Origin of the sequence: Microbacterium sp. 22303 (assembly GCF_052045265.1) — a bacterium.
Classification (GTDB): domain Bacteria; phylum Actinomycetota; class Actinomycetes; order Actinomycetales; family Microbacteriaceae; genus Microbacterium.
Genome location: NZ_JBQEOQ010000004.1, coordinates 133,186 through 150,028 on the forward strand (window position 1 = coordinate 133,186; position 16,843 = coordinate 150,028).

Sequence of the window (16,843 nt, forward strand, 5' to 3'; positions counted from 1 at the left end):
CGCCCAGGCCGGATCCGCCCGCGGGAGCGGATGACGAATCGGATCCCGATCCTGTTCACCTGCAGGCAACGTCCTCCTGCAATGATGGGGCGCATGATCGATCCCGCACTGGCAGACTCCGGACTCGGCGACGCCGAGGATGACGACTTCGACGAACTCGTCGCGCCGGACGACTCACTCCTCCCGGAGGACCGGTACCTCGACCGCGAGCTGAGCTGGCTCGCATTCAACCAGCGCGTGCTCGAGCTCGCCGAGGACGAGACCCTGCCTGTGCTCGAGCGAGCCAACTTCCTCGCGATCTTCGCGAGCAACCTGGACGAGTTCTTCATGGTGCGCGTCGCCGGCCTCAAGCGCCGCATCGTCACGGGCCTCGCCGTGCCCACCAACGTCGGCCGCGCCCCCGCCGACGTGCTGGCCGACATCTCGGCCGAAGCGCACAAGCTGCAGCTGCGCCATGCCGTCGCGTGGACCGGGCTGGTCCGCCCCGCACTGGCCGCCGAGGGCATCACCATCGTGGACTGGGACGACCTCGACGGCGAGGCCAAGGCCGAGCTGACGGACTACTTCCAGGCCAACGTCTTCCCCGTGTTGATGCCGCTCGCGGTGGACCCCGCACACCCGTTCCCGTACATCTCGGGCCTCTCACTCAATCTCGCGATCCGGATCCGCAACGCTCGCACCGGCCGGCAGGAGTTCGCGCGCCTGAAGGTGCCGCCCATGCTGCCGCGCTTCGTCGAGGTTCCCTCCGAGAACGGCCCGATGCGCTTCATCCGGCTCGAGGAGCTCATCGCCAACCACCTCGACGATCTCTTCCCCGGGATGGAGGTGCTCGACCACCACGCGTTCCGGCTCACCCGCAATGAGGACGTGGAGATCGAGGAGGACGAGTCGGAGAACCTCATCCAGGCCCTCGAGGCCGAGCTGCTGCGCCGGCGCTTCGGTCCGCCGATCCGCCTCGAGATCACCGACGACATGGACGATGTGACGCTCGACCTGCTGCTGAGCGAGCTCGACATCACCGACCAGGGGGTCTATCGCCTCCCCGGGCCGCTCGACCTGCGCGGTCTGTTCGGGCTCGGCCGGATCGACCGCCCCGACCTGCGATACACGCCGCACGTTCCCACGACCGCGCTGGCGTTCAAGCCGGGCGCGAACGAGCGCATCGACATCTTCAAGGCGATCCGCAAGGCCGATGTGCTCGTGCACCACCCCTACGAGTCCTTCACGACGAGCGTCGTGGCGTTCCTCGAGCAGGCCGCCCGCGATCCGCACGTGCTCGCCATCAAGCAGACGCTGTACCGCACTTCGGGCGACAGCCCGATCGTGCAGGCGCTCATCGACGCCGCCGAGTCCGGCAAGCAGGTGCTCGCGCTCGTCGAGGTGAAGGCGCGCTTCGACGAGGCGAACAACATCGTCTGGGCGCGCAAGCTCGAGAAGGCTGGAGTGCACGTCGTGTACGGTCTGGTGGGGCTGAAGACGCACTGCAAGCTCGTCAACGTCATCCGCGAGGAGGACGGCGTGCTGCGCAGCTACAGCCACATCGGCACGGGCAACTACAACCCGAAGACCAGCCGCATCTACGAGGACTTCGGTCTGTTCACCGCAGACCCCCAGGTCGGCAAGGACCTCACCCGCCTGTTCAACGAGCTCAGCGGCTATGCCATCGAGAAGAAGTTCAAGCGACTCCTGGTCGCCCCGCTGCACCTGCGGAAGGGGCTGCTCAGGCACATCGAGAAGGAGCGCGAGAACGCTCTCGCCGGAAAGCCGGCGCACATCCGGATCAAGGTGAACTCGATGGTGGACGAGCAGATCATCGACGCCCTGTACCGGGCGAGCGCCGCGGGCGTGCCGGTCGATGTGTGGGTGCGCGGCATCTGCAGCCTGCGCACGGATCTGCCCGGCGTCACCGACAACATCACGGTCCGCTCGATCCTCGGGCGCTACCTCGAGCACTCGCGCATCTTCGCGTTCCACAACGACGGCGATCCGCAGGTCTTCATCGGCAGCGCCGACATGATGCACCGCAACCTCGACCGCCGGGTGGAGGCGCTGGTGCGGGTCACCGACCCCGCGCACATCGAGGAACTGGTCGGGTTCTTCGACCTCGCGCTCTCGCCCGAGACGTCGTCGTGGCACCTGGGCGCCGAAGGCGAATGGACCCGGCGCGCCTTCTCCGAGGTTGGCGCACCGCTCATCGACCTGCAGGATAGGACCATGTCGCAGATCCAGAAGCGTCGTAGAGCACGGGCGGTGCGATGACCCCCAGCCCCACCGGCCCCTCGACCGCGACCGCGGACACCACCGGCATCACGATCGTCGCCGAGCGCCCCGATCGTGCCGTGTACGCGGCCGGCGGCCTGGTGTGGCGCGTCGTGGAGGACAAGCTGCGGATCCTGCTGATCCACCGCACCAAGTACCGCGATGTGACGCTGCCCAAGGGCAAGGTGGATCCGGGCGAGATGCTCGCGGAGACAGCTGTGCGCGAGATCTTCGAGGAGACCGGGATCCGGGTCGCCCTGGGGGCTCCGGTGGGCGTGTCCCGGTACACGATGGCCAACCGCAAGCAGAAGGTCGTGCACTACTGGGCCGCGGAGGCGACGGAAGAGGCCGTCCGGGCATCGGTGTTCGTGCCGAACCGCGAGATCGCCGCCCTCGAGTGGGTGAGCGTCAAGAAAGCGCGCGCCCGGCTCAGCTACCCCGTCGACGTCGAGATCCTCGACGCGTTCGCCAAGCTCGTCGACGACGGCGCTCTCCGCACCTTCCCGCTCATCGTGCTCCGGCACGCGAAAGCGGCGAGCCGCAGCGTGTGGCTGGGATCCGACGCCTCCCGGCCGCTGACTCCGCGAGGCCATGCGCAATCGAAGGCGATCGTGGGCCCGCTGCGCGCGTTCGGCGTGCAGAAGATCGTGTCCAGCGACGCGCGGCGCTGCGTCGAGACCGTCAAGCCTCTGGCGAAGTCGCTCGAGCTCAAGGTCACCAAGACGCCGCTGCTCAGCCAGGACGCCTGGGACGAGGGCGAATCGGACCCGCGCACGGTGGTGGGCAAGCGCGTCCGCGCCGGCAAGCCCACCGTGCTCTGCAGCCACGGCCCCGTGCTGCCCGACATCCTCCGGGAGATCGCGCTGGCCACGGGCACCATGCACGGCTCCTACCTCGGCAGCGCCTCGGCACTCGAAGTCGGCGCGTTCAGCGTCGTGCATCTGAGCGCCACCAACCCCGGATCCGGCATCATCTCGATCGAGACGCACCTGCCGAAGATCTGAACGGGCGCCGACCGCCGTTCACCCCCCGTTTACCTTCGATCTTTGATCGCGTAACAGACGCCGCCTATCGTCTGGCGTGGCCCTGCACCGGGCACACTCGACACAGCGAAGGACTTACACCGTGAAGCTCAACCGCATCACCACGATCGGCGCGGCCGGCGCGCTCGCCGCGATCGCACTGGCGGGTTGTTCCGCAACGCCCAGCAGCACGAGCAGCGACTCCCCCTCTGCAGCGCCGACCTCGAGCGCGATCACCTCGAAGATCGACGCCTCGCTGACCGGTACCCTCACCGCGGGTGGCTCCAGCGCTCAGGCGAACGCGCAGGCCGCATGGACCGCCGCCTACAACGCCCAGGTCAAGGGCGTCACCATCAACTACGACAAGTCGCAGGGCTCGGGCGGTGGCGTCACCAACTTCCTCAGCGGCGCCTACGACTTCGCCGGATCCGACTCCCCGCTGAACGCGGACCAGACCACGCAGTCGCAGGCGCTGTGCACCGAGGGCGGCATCAACATCCCCGTCTACCTCGACGGCGTCGCCATCGCGTTCAACATCCCGGGTGTGACCGACCTCAAGCTCAGCGGCGAGACCATCGCCAAGATCTTCGCCCTGCAGATCACCGACTGGTCCGACGCGGCCATCACCAAGGACAACGGCAAGGCGCTCCCCGCCGGCAAGATCACCACGGTGGCGCGCTCGGACGGCTCCGGCACGACGGCGAACTTCACCAACTACCTCGCTGCCACGCAGAAGAGCGTCTGGACCTTCCCCGCGGGCAAGGACTGGCCGGTCGAGGGCGACGTCTCCAAGCAGAAGGGCGGCTCGGGCGTCGTGCAGGCCGTCGAGGCCGGCACCGGCACGATCGGCTACGCGGACCACTCCGCGATCGGCAAGCTCCCCAGCGTCTCGATCCTGCAGGACGGCAAGGCTGTTCCGTTCAGCGCCGAGGCCGTCTCGAAGACCTTCGAGGTCGCCGCGGTCGATGCCTCCAACGGCGTCAAGGGCGACCTTTCGAAGAAGTTCGACTACTCGAAGCTGACCGCGGAGACCTACCCGATCCCGCTGGTCTCCTACGCCATCGCGTGCACGACCTTCAAGACGCCGGCGCAGGCCGCGCTCGTGAAGAGCTACATCGGCTTCGTCAGCAGCACGCTCGGCCAGCAGGTCGCCGCGAAGAACGCGGGTGCGGCACCGCTCCCGGACTCCGTCCTCAAGGCGGCTCAGGAGTCGCTCGCGACCATCAAGTGACCTTCAGGCCGGTCCGGGTCGGCTCTTCGGAGCCGACCCGGGCTGGGCTGGGCAGCCGACTCGCTCGGAGGCCCTGCCGAGTTCCCGTGCTGGCCCGATCCCCTCTCCTGCCACTGGCCGGAGCACAAAGAAAGACGCGACACATGCGAGATCAAGAGTGGCATCGTGACTGACGTCGCGCAGCGTGAGGACGCGACCTCCGTCGCCGCCGTAGGACTGGTCGGCAAGCGTCGGGCGGGCGACCGATTCTTCCTGGGGCTGTCGACGACCGCCGCCGCCTCGATCATGGTGATCCTCGCCGGGGTCGCGATCTTCCTGATCCTCAAGGGCCTCCCCGCCATCACGGCGAACTGGGAGACCAATGGCGACCTCGCCGGCTATCAGAACAAGCACTGGGGCAGCTTCTGGAACTACGTCGCCCCGATGCTCTGGGGCAGCATCTGGTCGGGACTGATCGCACTCATCCTCGGCGCTCCCGTCGCGATCGGCATCGCCCTGTTCATCTCGCACTACGCACCGCGGCGGCTCGCCAGCGCCCTCGCCTACGTGGTCGACCTGCTCGCTGCCGTTCCGTCCATCGTGTTCGGCCTATGGGGTGTCATCGTAATGCGCCCGTTCCTGCTGCCGCTCGCGGACTTCCTCAACCACTACTTCGGCTGGATCCCGCTCTTCGAGGGTCCTGTGTCGAGCACCGGCTCGACCATCCTCACCGGTGGCGTGGTCCTCGCCGTGATGATCCTGCCGATCATCACGGCGCTGACGCGCGAGATCTTCCTGCAGACGCCGCGGCTGAACGAGGAGGCCGCCCTCGCGCTCGGCGCGACGCGCTGGGAGATGATCAAGCTGGCCGTCTTCCCCTATGCGCGCAGCGGCATGGTCTCCGCGATCCTGCTCGGACTCGGACGGGCGCTCGGTGAGACGATGGCGATCGCGCTGATCATCTCGCCGTCGCTGCTGTTCTCGGTCAAGCTGCTCACCGACGGATACAACTCGCAGACGATCGCGGGAAACATCGCCCTGAACTTCCCGATCGCGACCGACGTGCAGCGCTCCGCGCTCATCGGCACGGGCCTGATGCTCTTCGTGGTGTCGCTCGCCGTCAACATGGTCGCGCGTGGCATCCTCGGCCGTTCCGAGCGCAAGGCGCGCACCTCGCCGAAGATTGGAAAGCGCGTATGACCGCCGTCAGTTCCGCCCCCGCGACGGCGCAGCCGCTGAGCCTCACCAGCGGTCAGCTGCCCCGCTGGATCGAACCCGTGCTCGCGATCGGCACGGCCGTCGTCGTGGCGGCCGTGCTCCTGGTGACCCAGCTGTTCAACCCTGCCGTGTGGCTCGTCCTCACCGCCGTGTTGTACCTCATCGCGATCAGCGTCGGATCCAGCATCGTCGAGGGTCGTCGCAAGGCCGTCGACCGCGTCGTGCGCGGGCTCGTGGTGTGCGCCTTCGTCCTCGCCGTGGCGCCGCTGATCTCCACGCTCTGGACCGTGGTGGCGCAGGGACTCAAGGTGGTGAACTGGGACTTCGTCACCAAAGTCGGCGGCACCATCTTCGACCCGAACACCCTCGCCGTGACGAACACCCCCGGCGCCCTGCAGGCCGTGGTCGGCACCCTCATCATCACCGGGATCGCCGCGCTGATCTCGGTGCCGATCGGGATCCTTGCCGCGGTGTACCTCACCGAGTATGCGCAGCCCAACAATCCGATGCGTCGCACGGTCACGTTCCTGGTCGACGTGATGACGGGCATCCCCTCGATCGTCGCCGGTCTGTTCGCGTTCTCGCTGATGGCCCTCATCGTCGGGCCGAAGGCGTTCAGCGGCTTCTCCGCCTCGATCGCGCTGTGCGTGCTGATGATCCCGATCGTGATCCGCTCCACCGAGGAGATGATCCGGCTCGTCCCGAACGAGTTGCGAGAGGCCTCCCTGGCCCTGGGCGTGCCGCGCGCGACGACCATCATCAAGGTGGTGCTGCGCACGGCCGCGAGCGGCATCGTGACCGGCGTCGTGCTGGCCGTGGCCCGCGTGATCGGCGAGACCGCGCCGATCTTCATCGCCGCGAGCTTCACCGACAACTTCAACGCGAACCCGTTCAACGGGCCGATGCAGACCCTCCCGGTGATGGCCTACACGGCCTACAGCTTCCCGGGCAAGGACATCGAGGCCTCGCAGGCGCAGGCGTGGGGCGCCGCCCTGCTGCTGGTCATCGTCGTCGTCATCTTCAATCTCATCGCTCGGATCGTCGCGAAGGCATTCGCGCCGAAGAGCCGCTAACTCAGGAAGGCACGCACCGTGTCCAAGAGCATCGAAGTCAACGATCTGAACGTCTTCTACAGCGACTTCCTCGCCGTCGAGGATGTGTCCATGAACATCGAGCCCCGCACCGTGACCGCCTTCATCGGCCCGTCGGGCTGCGGGAAGTCGACGTTCCTGCGGACCCTCAACCGGATGCACGAGGTGATCCCCGGCGCGACCGTCCAGGGCAGCGTCTACATCGACGGCGAGAACCTGTACGCTCCGGGCGTCGACCCGGTGCTGGTGCGCCGCCAGGTGGGCATGGTGTTCCAGCGGCCCAACCCGTTCCCCACGATGTCGATCAAGGAGAACGTGCTCGCAGGCGTCCGCCTGAACAACAAGCGGATCTCGGCATCGGATGCGAATGACCTCGTGGAGAAGTCCCTGCGCGGTGCCAACCTGTGGAACGAGGTGAAGGATCGGCTCGACAAGCCGGGCGCAGGGCTGTCCGGCGGCCAGCAGCAGCGCCTGTGCATCGCGCGCACCATCGCCGTCTCCCCGCAGGTGGTGCTGATGGACGAGCCCTGCTCGGCGCTCGACCCCATCTCCACCTTCGCGATCGAAGAGCTCATCACCGAGCTCAAGAACGAGTTCACGATCGTGATCGTCACCCACAACATGCAGCAGGCCTCGCGCGTGAGCGACAAGACGGCCTTCTTCAACATCGCGGGCACCGGCAAGCCGGGCAAGCTCATCGAGTTCTCCGACACGGCGACCATCTTCACCTCGCCGAAGGAGCAGGCCACCGAGGACTACGTCTCCGGCCGCTTCGGATGATCCCGGGCTGATCCGTCCGGCATCCTCGATATCGGCGCGTTGGCTCGGCTCCCGCCCGCCGGGTTATCCTGGCCGACGACCGAGGGGGATCCACCGTGACGATGCGCCGCTTCGCGAGCCTCGCAGCGCTGACTGCCGCCGCGGCCCTCGCACTCGCCGGCTGCGCGGGGCCGGGCTCCGGCGCTCCGGGCATCAGCACGCCGTCGAGTCCGCCGTCGGCGCCCGTCACGGGCGCCCTTCTGGGCGCGGGGTCTTCGGCGCAGCAGGGCGCCATCGAGTCCTGGTCCGCACGCCTCACCGCTGCCCACCCCGATGCTCACGCGACCTTCGACGCCCGAGACTCCGGATCCGGTCGTCAGGCGTTCCGTGAGGGCCGGGCGTCCTTCGCCGGCTCGGACGTGCCGTTCACACCCGAGGAGGTCACGGCCGGTGGCTTCGCGGCATGCGCCAAGGGCTCCGAGACGGTCGAGATCCCCGCGTACGTCTCCCCGATCGCGATCGTCTTCACCCTCCGCGGGGTCGACTCCCTGAAGCTCGATCCGACGACCATCGCGGGCATCTTCACGGGCGCCATCACGAGATGGGACGACCCCGCGATCGTCGCGACCAACCCGAAGGCGAAGCTGCCCGCGACACCGATCACGCCCGTGCACCGCTCCGATGCGTCAGGCACCACCGCCAACTTCACCGACTACCTGGATCAGACCGCACCCGACGTCTGGACCGCCGGCAGCGTCGACAGCTGGCCGGCGGGCCTCCGCGGCGAGCCCGCCGAGAAGTCATCCGGCATCGCCCTCGCCGTGCGAGGCGGCGAAGGCAGGATCGGTTACGTCGACGCGTCAGCGGCCGAAGGGCTGTCCTCCGTCATGATCAGAGTCGGCGATGACTGGGTGAAGCCTTCTGCCCAGGGCGCGAGCGCCGCACTGGATGCGGCAAGGATCGAACAGGGCCGCGCCCCCGGCGATCTGGCGACCAGGATCGATCGCGGAACCACCGCAGAGGGTGCGTATCCGGTGCTGCTGATCGGTTATCTCATCGGCTGCACGCGATATGAGAAGCCCGCAACCGCCGCGCTCGTGAAGGCCTTCTTCTCGATCGCCGTCTCGAATGAAGGGCAGAAGGCGGCTGCCGCTGCCACGGGCAGTGCGCCGATCTCCGACGAGCTGCGCACCAAGGCCCAGTTCGCGATCGACCTGATCGGCTAGCGCTGCCGCGGATGCGCGGGGCCGACGGCTGACATCCGCTCGTGTGGTTTCAGCGGTACTCGGGATTGGCGTCGTAGCCCCAGCGCTCCCCGTTGTTCCACGCCTGCCGCAGGTTCCCGTATGCGGGGATGCCGCCGGCATCCTTGAGGCGGCGGGCCGTGTGCAGGAGATTCCAGGTCATGAACGTCGTGTTCCGGTTGGTGAAGTCGCTCTCCGGTCCGCCGGATCCGGGATCCAGATAGCTCGGTCCCGGCCCGATGGCACCGATCCAGCCCGCATCCGCGGCAGGCGGGATGGTAAATCCGATGTGCTGCAGGCTGTACAGGATCGACATCGCGGCGTGCTTGACGCCGTCCTCGTTGCCGGTGATGATCGCGCCGCCCGTCTTGCCGTAGTAGACGTACTGGCCCTTGTCGTTGAAAAGGCCGCTCATCGCGTAGAGGCGTTCGATGAGCTTGCGGGTGATCGAGGCGTTGTCACCGAGCCACAGCGGCCCGCCCACCACCAGGATGTCGGCGGCATCGATCAGCGGCCAGATCTCATCCGGCCACGCGTCGCTCGCCCACCCGTGCTCGCGCATGTCAGGGTAGACCCCGGTCGCGACGTCGTGGTCGATGAAGCGGATGTCGTCGACGGTCACGCCCTGCGACCGCATCAGTGCGATGCTGCGATCCATCAGCCCCTGGGTGTGGCTGAGTTCCGGGCTGCGCTTCAACGTGCAGTTCACGAACACCGCACGAAGGTCGTCGTAGGCCGCGGGGGCGGCCGGCTGCTCTGCCATGTGGGCAGACTACGACCATCGCTCGCCGCGGAACAGTGCTGCGGGGAACGTCAGTCCCGCGCGGAAAGCAGATACGCGTTCAAGCCCGCGGTGAGCGCGCGATCGATCGCGAGCGGGCTGTCGTCGATCGCGGTGATCGGGGCGGCGAGGCGCACGCTGGAGACGAGCCAGGCCTGCTCCGCGGTGGCGAGGTCGGCCGTCGGCACCGTGGCGTACTCCGTGGCGAAGCCCTGCTGCTCGAGATGCGCGAACAGGCTGATCTGCGTGGTGCCCTGCAGGATGCCGCCGTGCGGCGCAGGCGTCACGAAGCGGTCGCCGAAGCGCAGGATGAGCGACGCCGTGGGCGCCTCCAGCACGACGCCGTCGGTGGTGACGAAGATCGCGTCGTCGGCGCCGCGATGGTGCGCCTCGCGCAGGGCCGCCATGTTCACCGCGTACGAGAGCGTCTTCGCGCCCAGCAGCAGCCACGGAGAGCGTTCGGCGGCGGCGCTGTCATAACCGCGGTCGAGGGTGACGACGCGGATGCCCTCCGTGCGTGCCGCTGCGAAGTCGCCCGCGGGGGCGGCGGTGACCCATGCCGTGGGCGCGGGCCCGTGGTCGACGCCCCGGCTCAGGATGAGCTTGATCACCCACTCCCCTGGGCCGCACTCGGCGGCTGCGATCGCGACCGCCTGACGCCACTGCTCGCGGTGAGGTTCGGGCAGGTCGCACAGCGCGGCCGAATGCGCCAGCCTCTGGACATGCGCCTCGACCTCCTGCGCGTGCCCGTCGACGACGCCGATCGACTCGAAGATGCCGTCGCCGCGCTGCGTGCTCAGCTCGCCCACGCTGAGCGCGGGCGCGCCCGGGTCGATCCGCCGGAAGCTGTCGCTGAAATCGGCCCGCTCCTCTTCGGTGGACTCGGCGGGGGTGATCAGCAGAGCGAAACGGGCAGCGGCCATAGGACGAGCTTAGGCCGTGCGTCGTGTCCTGAGCCGTGACGCCCCAGGCCCCGGATGACGCGATTCGACGGACGCAGGATGCGACGCGCCCGGGGTCTCGGCCGCCGGGAATACCTCCGGGTGCGACGCGTTACACTTGATCGGCCGGGCCGCATAACCCCGGGCTCCATTTTTCGCCGCTGCGAGCGGCCTTCCGCCGAGAGGCGTTCTTGCGGCCCGGCTTCTTCGTCTCCGGATCCGGTCCCGTTCGGGAGGGCTTCGAGGATCCGCTCAGTTCAGCGATCCGTCGCGCCAGGCGGCCGCGGAGGCGGTCAGGTCCTGCGCGAAAGCGCTGAGGCGTGCGGCGCGGGCGGTGAGGTCGCTCGCCCTGTCGGGCTCGGTCGGGTCGTAGTCGTCGGCGATGTGCGTCGAACCGGAAGCCTGCACGCGGCAGAAAGCCGCGGCGCGCTCGAGCGCGATCGCGAAGTCGCCGGAGAAGGCGCCGTGCAGGATGGTGTCGATGAGCGCGACGAGTTCTTCGGGACCGGCCGGCACCGGCGCGCCCGCGACCAGGGCGTCGACGGAGGGCAGCTCGATGCGTCCGCGTTCGTGCAGGAGCGCGGCAAGCGCCGGATCGGCGTAGATCGACGCCTGCACCAGATACAGCCGCCACAGGGTTCCCGGCAGAGACACCGCAGGGCTCTTCGCCCAGAGCTCGGCGATCTCGTCGATGCCGTGCTCGGTCGCGTACGCCACGAGTCGCTCGGCACTCACACCGCTGTCGTCCGCGCGCACCCGCGCCAGCAGGGCCGACGCCGTGGCATGCGCCATGCGCGTCTGCTCGGCCGGGTCGTGCGGTCCGAGCAGGTTGTCGAGCGTCTCCGGCGAGACGCGGACGGGGCGGTGGAAGGGTGCGGGCACCGACCCAGGCTACGCGCGGTGTCCGGCTCGGGCACCCAGTTGCGACCGATAGACTCGGGAGTACGGGCCTCTAGCTCAGTTGGCAGAGCATCGGACTTCAACACAATAGGAGCGCCTCGGAGGAAACTCCGGGGATGACACCACTCAAAGTCGGGGAACCCTTCCTGGGAGACCAGTTGGCAATCCCGAGCCAAGCCGGACGCGAGTCCGGAAGGTGTAGAGACTGGACGGGTGGCACCTACAGCGCAAGCCAGGGTGAAGGGACAGTCCAGACCACGAACGCCCTGAGGGCGGCGGCGAAAGCCGAAGTGGCAGGTTAATCCGCGGGTCGTGGGTTCGAGCCCCACGGGGCCCACCGTACGAAAGGCCCGGTCATCGCGACCGGGCCTTTCGCACGTCTGAGTTGTCCGTGACCGAGCGTATCGTGCAACTCATCACGCGAGGAGATATCGATGGACTCGGAGTCTGCACGTCCCGCCGCAGAGTTCAGCAAGCGCTGCGGCACATGCGGAACGATCAAGGCGCTCACGGACTTCAACCGAAAAGCCTCCCGTGCCGATGGACGTCAAGAGGTCTGCCGCGACTGCAATCGTGAGTCCTCTCGCCGGTACTATCGAGAAAATCGCGACCAGCACATCGCTACGATCCGGGCGCGCACTCTGGCTCAACGCGCCGAGAACCGTGCGTTCATCGCGGACTATCTCATAGCACATCCCTGTGTCGACTGCGGCGCGAGGGATCTGAGGATTCTGGATTTCGATCATCGCCCCGGCAGCGACAAACGGGACGCAGTCATGCAATTGGTGAGAAACGGGTTCAGCGCTGCAGTGCTCGTCGCGGAGATCGCGAAATGTGACGTTCGCTGCCGCAACTGTCACGCGATCGCCACGTATGAACGAATGGAATCGGATTGGCGCAGTGAGGCGATCGCGCGAGCAGCCGCCGGCTCCTGACCTTCAGGTCCGCTCTGCCGGAGCGACCAGTCATTCCGCGAGCGGCGCGCCCGCCTGACGCGCGAACAGGGCGATGGCGCGCTCGGCATCCGCGACGGAGATGCTGCCGCCGGCCACGATGTGCAGGCCGTAGGCGTCCTCGAGGGCGACGAAGTTCATCGCGATGTCCTCGACGGGCCCGGTCAGGTCGAAGTCGCCCGCTGTCACCCCCGCTTCCAGGATGCGGCGGTACAGGGCGAGCTGCTCGCCGTAGAGCCGCTGCACCAGCTCGTCGTGCAACGGCGACTTGCCCGCGAGCACGTCGAACTCGTAGAGCAGCCGCATGAGCGCATCATCCGGGCCGCTCGGCAGACCGGCGCGGACGGCGATCGCGAGCTGCTCGGCCGGACGCTCCGCCTGTGCCACGAGCGCCTCGCGCTCCTCGCCGACCCGGCGCATGCCCGCGGCGTGCGCCTCGACGAGGATCGCGTCCAGGTCCTCGTAGTAGTACAGCAACGCGCCCCGGGTGACCCCGGCCTGGTTCGCGACATCCGTCAGCGAGAGATTGCGCAGCCCGTGCTCGGCGGCGGCGTCGAGCGCCGCATCGACCACCTCGCGGCGGCGCTGCTCCTGGGTGCTGGGGCGTGCCATGCAGCCAGTATCGCAGTCCCGCGGGCGGATCCGGATCCGATTCGAAGAGTTTCTTGACATTTGAGTGAATTAATTTACTCTTGAGTCAAAGAACTCTTTCTTCGCGCCTCAGCGCGCGCCCACCCCGAGACGCTGGAGCAACGACATGGCAGTCGACACCCTCTACACCGGCGGACGCGTCCGCACCTTCGATCCCGCGCAGCCCTGGGCCGAGGCCGTCGGCGTCACGGGCGACCGCATCACCTATGTGGGATCCGCCGCGGAAGCCCCCTCGGCGCGGCAGACCGTCCAGCTCGAGGGCCGCCTGGTCACCCCCGGCGTCGCCGACACTCACAACCACCTGCTGCTCGGCTACGACGACCTCGCCGTCAGCCTCGACCAGGTGCAGAGCCTCGATGTGGTGCGCTCGCGTATCGCGGCGTTCGCCGAGGCGCACCCCGAGCTGGAGTGGATCTGCGCGGAGAACGCGCTCTACTCGGTGGTCGAGAACCGTCGCCCGAACGCCGACGACCTCGCAGGGGTCACCGACCGCCCCGTGTTCATCACGACCTACGATCAGCACTCGGTCTGGCTGAACCGTCCCGCGCTCGCCAAGCTCGGCATCCTGAACGGTGGCGACATCGCCTGGGGGAACCCCGAGATGGACCGGACCACCGGCGAGCCGACCGGCTGGGTCTTCGACTTCTACACCAGCGCGATGACCGTGGACGGGCTCGCAGAGCTGCAGCGCGACATCCCGATGTACTCCCCCGATCGCCGCTATCGCAAGATCGTGAACAGCCTGGAGATGGCCCGGCGCTTCGGTATCACGACCGTGGTCGAGCCGCAGGTCCCGCTTGCGGAGCTGCCGCTGTTCGATCGCGCCGAGCGCGAGGGCAAGCTGACGTCGCGCACCATCGCCGCGATCTACCACCCCGTCGGCGCCGACGGCGACTTCCGCACCCGCATCACCGAGGCGATCCGGGAGACGCCGCAGCACGAGCGATTCCGGCTGGGCGCCGTCAAGCTCTACGCCGACGACGTGATCGAGCCGCACACCGCCGCGATGCTCGAGGATTACGCGAACCGCCCCGGTCACCGCGGGCACACCAGCCTCGAGCCGACCGAGTTCACGAAGCTGTTCATCGAGCTCGACCGCCTCGGCTATCAGGTGCACACCCACGCCACCGGCGATTGGGGGATCCGGCTGACGCTGGATTCGATCGAGGCCGCCCAGCGGGCGAACGGCGCGCGCGACGCCCGCCACGGCATCGTGCATGTGGAGTGCCTGTCCCCGGAGGACCTCCCGCGCTTCCGCGAGCTCGGGGTGGTCGCGGCGATGCAGCCGCGGCACGCCTCTCCGGACCTCGTCGCCGGCACATGGATGGAGAACGTCGGAGAGGCACGCTGGGACCGCGCCTGGCGCTTCCGCTCCATGATCGAGTCAGGCGCCAGGGTCACGTTCTCCAGCGACTGGCAGGTGGGCGAGATGGATCCGCTCGTCGGCGTCTACAGCGCGATGACCCGCGCCCGCCTCGACGGCGGCGACCCCTGGACCCAGGGCGAGCGCCTCGACCTGGACCGCACCCTGGAGGCCTACACCAAGGGCGGGGCGGGAGCGTTCCACCACGAGGACACCCTCGGAATGCTCCGCACCGGATACCTCGCCGACCTCGTGGTGTGGTCGGGCGACCTCTACGCCATGGAGCCCGCGGAGATCCTCGCCCAGCACGCCGACCTCACCGTCGTGGGCGGCACCGCAGTGCACGACCATCGCGGCGAGCTCGGCGGAGCCGCAGCCCCGGCGACGGTCCAAGACCCGGGCGGGGCCGGACAGAGCTGCACCGAACCCGCCGCCGACCACCACTGCCACTCCCACAACGACTGAGGACGACCCGACACGATGTCAACGCTGCCATCCCACTCCGCCATCGCCGCCGGCGACGATCAGCTCGCCCACGCCGTCACGCACGAGCCGGGCGCGCTCCGGCGCACCCTGAAGCTGCGCCACCTGGTCTTCATCGGCCTCGCCTACATGGCGCCGCTCGCGGTGTTCGACATGTTCGGGATCGTCGCCGACCAGACCAGCGGCCACGTGCCGCTCGCCTATCTGGTGGTGCTGGTCGCGGTGCTCTTCACGGCGTTCAGCTACTCGCGCATGGTGCGCTTCTTCCCGATCGCCGGATCCGCCTACACCTACGCGAAGGAGACGATCCACCCGTCCGTGGGCTTCCTCGTGGGCTGGGCGGCGACCTTGGACTATCTGCTGCTGCCGATGATCAATGCGATCCTGTCCGGGATCTACATGGGCGCGATCTATCCCGGCGTGCCGTTCTGGGTGTGGGTGCTGCTCACCATCGTCATCTGCACTGCGCTCAATCTGGTCGGCGTGCGGCTCGCGGCCCGCATGAACGTGATCCTGGTCGGCATCCAGCTCGTCGTCGCCGTGCTGTTCGTCGTGCTGGCGGTCGTGAACATCTCGAACGGCGCCAATGACGCGTCGTTCACGATCCGCCCGTTCTTCTCGGACGACGTCCAGGCGGCCGCCCTCGCCGGCGGCGCCGCGATCCTCGCACTGTCGTTCCTCGGCTTCGACGCGGTCTCCACGTTGGCCGAGGAGGCGGAGCGTCCGACCAGGGACATCCCCCGCGCGATCTTCCTCATCGTGGCCGCGGCAGGGGCGTTCTTCCTCACCGTCACCTACGTCATGCAGACACTTTTCCCCGACGTGACGAAGCTGGAGAACATCGTCGGCGCCTCCCCCGAGATCGCGAAGTACATCGGCGGCGCCGCGTTCCAGGCGATCTTCGTCGGCGGCTACATGATGGCGGTGCTGGGCTGCGGCATCACGCAGCAGATGAGCGCAGCGCGCCTGCTCTACGCCATGGGCCGCGACGGCGCCCTGCCGAAGCGACTGTTCGGCCGGGTGAACCCGCGAACCGGGGTGCCCGTCGCGAATGTGCTCATCGTCGCCGCGATCGCCCTGACCGCGCTGTTCGTGAACCTCGCGCAGGCGTCGTCGATGATCAACTTCGGCGCGTTCATCGCCTTCACGTTCGTGAACCTCTCGGTCATCTTCGTGTTCTTCCGATTCATCACGAAGCGCACGATCGGATCCTGGATCGGCTTCGTCGTCGTCCCCGCGATCGGGGTCGTGATCAACGTGGCGCTCTGGCTCAGCCTGGACGGGATCTCGATGATCATCGGCGGCGCCTGGACGGCGATCGGGGTCGTCTACCTGCTCGTGAAGACGCGCGGCTTCCGTGCTGCCCCGCCCGACCTGACGGGTCCGATCAACGTCGGCATGTACGACTGATCATCGAGCTGGCACCGGGCCCGGAGCGCTAAGCCCGTCGAGCCCGGTGCCGGCGCACGGCGTCGCGGTTGGCACAGCGCACCGAGCAGTAGCGTTGCCGCCCGTTGCGCGTCACGTCCACCACGACGTGCGTGCACGGGGCCGCCGCGCAGCGCCCCAGTCGCGTCATCCCTCGTGTGACCAGGTGCAGTGAGGTGCCGACGGCGATCACGGCGCGCAGCACACGGGGCAGCGAATCCTCCTCGCCGCGATAGTGCAGGTGCCAGCCTTCGCCGTCGTGGTCTGTGAGCCGCGGGTACGCCGCCGCCGTGGCCATCTGCGCGTTCAGCAGCGATGCGCGCGCCCGCGCGGTCGCCGCGTCGACGACGCGCAGCCACTCGTCGATCACGACTCGGGTCGCGGGATGGTCCTGCGGATCGTCCGGGAAGGTCATCGTCATGCCGAACTCGCGGGTGCGCTGCTCGATGCCGGCGCGATCGGACGGCCAGTCGTTCGCGAGCGATGCCGCCATCAGAACCGCGTACTCGCCGTAAGGGTTGAGATGCATAGGAGCATTAC

General features: G+C 68.2%; 15 protein-coding genes. 10 read left to right on the forward strand and 5 right to left on the reverse strand.

Annotated elements, in window-relative coordinates; genetic code table 11:
* The first annotated feature begins 93 nt into the window (after window positions 1-93).
* From ACTJI8_RS12545 to ACTJI8_RS12575, 7 genes are all read left to right on the forward strand, one after another.
* On the forward strand, window positions 94-2,259 hold the full coding sequence (locus ACTJI8_RS12545) for an RNA degradosome polyphosphate kinase (RefSeq protein ID WP_440733771.1): 2,166 nt from the start codon (window positions 94-96) through the stop codon (window positions 2,257-2,259).
* Window positions 2,256-3,263, forward strand: a complete 1,008-nt coding sequence (locus ACTJI8_RS12550) for an NUDIX hydrolase (protein WP_440733772.1) — start codon at window positions 2,256-2,258, stop codon at window positions 3,261-3,263. Before ACTJI8_RS12545 ends, ACTJI8_RS12550 begins: the two co-directional genes overlap by 4 nt.
* A 121-nt stretch (window positions 3,264-3,384) precedes the next feature.
* Entirely contained in the window at window positions 3,385-4,512 is a 1,128-nt protein-coding gene (locus tag ACTJI8_RS12555) for a phosphate ABC transporter substrate-binding protein PstS (RefSeq protein WP_440733773.1), read from the forward strand.
* A 165-nt stretch (window positions 4,513-4,677) separates the two neighbouring features.
* Window positions 4,678-5,691: a phosphate ABC transporter permease subunit PstC gene (pstC, locus tag ACTJI8_RS12560; RefSeq protein WP_440733774.1), complete on the forward strand. Its 1,014-nt coding sequence runs from the start codon at window positions 4,678-4,680 to the stop codon at window positions 5,689-5,691.
* Entirely contained in the window at window positions 5,688-6,782 is a 1,095-nt protein-coding gene (gene pstA, locus ACTJI8_RS12565) for a phosphate ABC transporter permease PstA (protein WP_440733775.1), read from the forward strand. Before pstC ends, pstA begins: the two co-directional genes overlap by 4 nt.
* Window positions 6,783-6,800: 18 nt before the next feature.
* A complete protein-coding gene (gene pstB / locus ACTJI8_RS12570) occupies window positions 6,801-7,580 on the forward strand; it encodes a phosphate ABC transporter ATP-binding protein PstB (RefSeq protein WP_440733776.1) in 780 nt (259 codons plus the stop codon).
* Window positions 7,581-7,681: 101 nt separating this feature from the next.
* On the forward strand, window positions 7,682-8,785 hold the full coding sequence (locus ACTJI8_RS12575; protein WP_440734090.1) for a phosphate ABC transporter substrate-binding protein PstS: 1,104 nt from the start codon (window positions 7,682-7,684) through the stop codon (window positions 8,783-8,785).
* Between the two features lie 49 nt (window positions 8,786-8,834).
* Here ACTJI8_RS12575 and ACTJI8_RS12580 read toward each other — a convergent pair whose 3' ends face one another.
* From ACTJI8_RS12580 to ACTJI8_RS12590, 3 genes are all read right to left on the reverse strand, one after another.
* Window positions 8,835-9,566 carry a flavodoxin family protein gene (locus ACTJI8_RS12580; protein WP_440733777.1) on the reverse strand — a complete coding sequence of 244 codons (732 nt, stop codon included), beginning with the start codon at window positions 9,564-9,566 and terminating at the stop codon, window positions 8,835-8,837.
* A 50-nt stretch (window positions 9,567-9,616) separates the two neighbouring features.
* Entirely contained in the window at window positions 9,617-10,507 is an 891-nt protein-coding gene (locus ACTJI8_RS12585) for an aminodeoxychorismate lyase (RefSeq protein ID WP_440733778.1), read from the reverse strand.
* 270 nt (window positions 10,508-10,777) lie between these two features.
* Window positions 10,778-11,407: a DNA-directed RNA polymerase subunit beta gene (locus tag ACTJI8_RS12590; RefSeq protein WP_440733779.1), complete on the reverse strand. Its 630-nt coding sequence runs from the start codon at window positions 11,405-11,407 to the stop codon at window positions 10,778-10,780.
* 452 nt (window positions 11,408-11,859) lie between these two features.
* Between ACTJI8_RS12590 and ACTJI8_RS12595 the strand changes: the two genes are divergently transcribed.
* On the forward strand, window positions 11,860-12,360 hold the full coding sequence (locus tag ACTJI8_RS12595; protein WP_440733780.1) for a hypothetical protein: 501 nt from the start codon (window positions 11,860-11,862) through the stop codon (window positions 12,358-12,360).
* A 30-nt stretch (window positions 12,361-12,390) separates the two neighbouring features.
* Here ACTJI8_RS12595 and ACTJI8_RS12600 read toward each other — a convergent pair whose 3' ends face one another.
* Window positions 12,391-12,990 (reverse strand): TetR/AcrR family transcriptional regulator, encoded by a 600-nt coding sequence (locus tag ACTJI8_RS12600; RefSeq protein WP_440733781.1) that lies wholly within the window; start codon window positions 12,988-12,990, stop codon window positions 12,391-12,393.
* 145 nt (window positions 12,991-13,135) lie between these two features.
* Here ACTJI8_RS12600 and ACTJI8_RS12605 point away from each other — a divergent pair, with 145 nt between their 5' ends.
* Together ACTJI8_RS12605 and ACTJI8_RS12610 are read left to right on the forward strand one after the other, a co-directional pair.
* Window positions 13,136-14,857 (forward strand): amidohydrolase, encoded by a 1,722-nt coding sequence (locus ACTJI8_RS12605; protein WP_440733782.1) that lies wholly within the window; start codon window positions 13,136-13,138, stop codon window positions 14,855-14,857.
* Window positions 14,858-14,872: 15 nt separating this feature from the next.
* A complete protein-coding gene (locus ACTJI8_RS12610; protein WP_440733783.1) occupies window positions 14,873-16,285 on the forward strand; it encodes an APC family permease in 1,413 nt (470 codons plus the stop codon).
* A gap of 28 nt (window positions 16,286-16,313) precedes the next feature.
* Here the strand turns inward: ACTJI8_RS12610 and ACTJI8_RS12615 are convergent, their stop codons facing one another.
* Window positions 16,314-16,832: a CGNR zinc finger domain-containing protein gene (locus ACTJI8_RS12615; RefSeq protein WP_440733784.1), complete on the reverse strand. Its 519-nt coding sequence runs from the start codon at window positions 16,830-16,832 to the stop codon at window positions 16,314-16,316.
* Window positions 16,833-16,843: the final 11 nt, after the last annotated feature.